General features: G+C 69.6%; 1 pseudogene. It reads right to left on the bottom strand.

The features are described 5' to 3' along the window. Positions 1 to 299: pseudogene (locus ADL25_RS19785) on the bottom strand (ROK family protein); the annotation flags it as partial.

Raw genomic sequence — 299 nt, 5'->3', positions numbered from 1 at the left:
ACAGCTCGGGCGAGAACAGCATCTCCACGTGCGCGAGGTACTTCTGCACCCGGCGGGCCCAGTGCTCCCACGTGAGCTCGTGGTCCTCCTTGGCCTTCGTGGACGCGCGCTTCTCGGCGTCGTGACCGTTCAGCTCCAGATGGCCGAGCTCCGTGTTCGGTACGAGCACACCGTCCGCGAACAGGGCGCTGCCGATGCCAGTGCCCAGCGTCAGCACGATGACGGTGCCCCGGCGGTCGCGGCCCGCGCCGAACTCCATCTCGGCCACGCCCGCCGCGTCCGCGTCGTTGAGCAAGGTC

It is taken from the genome of Streptomyces sp. NRRL F-5122, assembly GCF_001507435.1.
Taxonomy (GTDB): Bacteria; Actinomycetota; Actinomycetes; order Streptomycetales; family Streptomycetaceae; genus Streptomyces; species Streptomyces lannensis.
The sequence above is the reverse complement of the archived record's forward strand: the minus strand, read 5'-3'. Positions and strand labels throughout refer to the sequence as shown.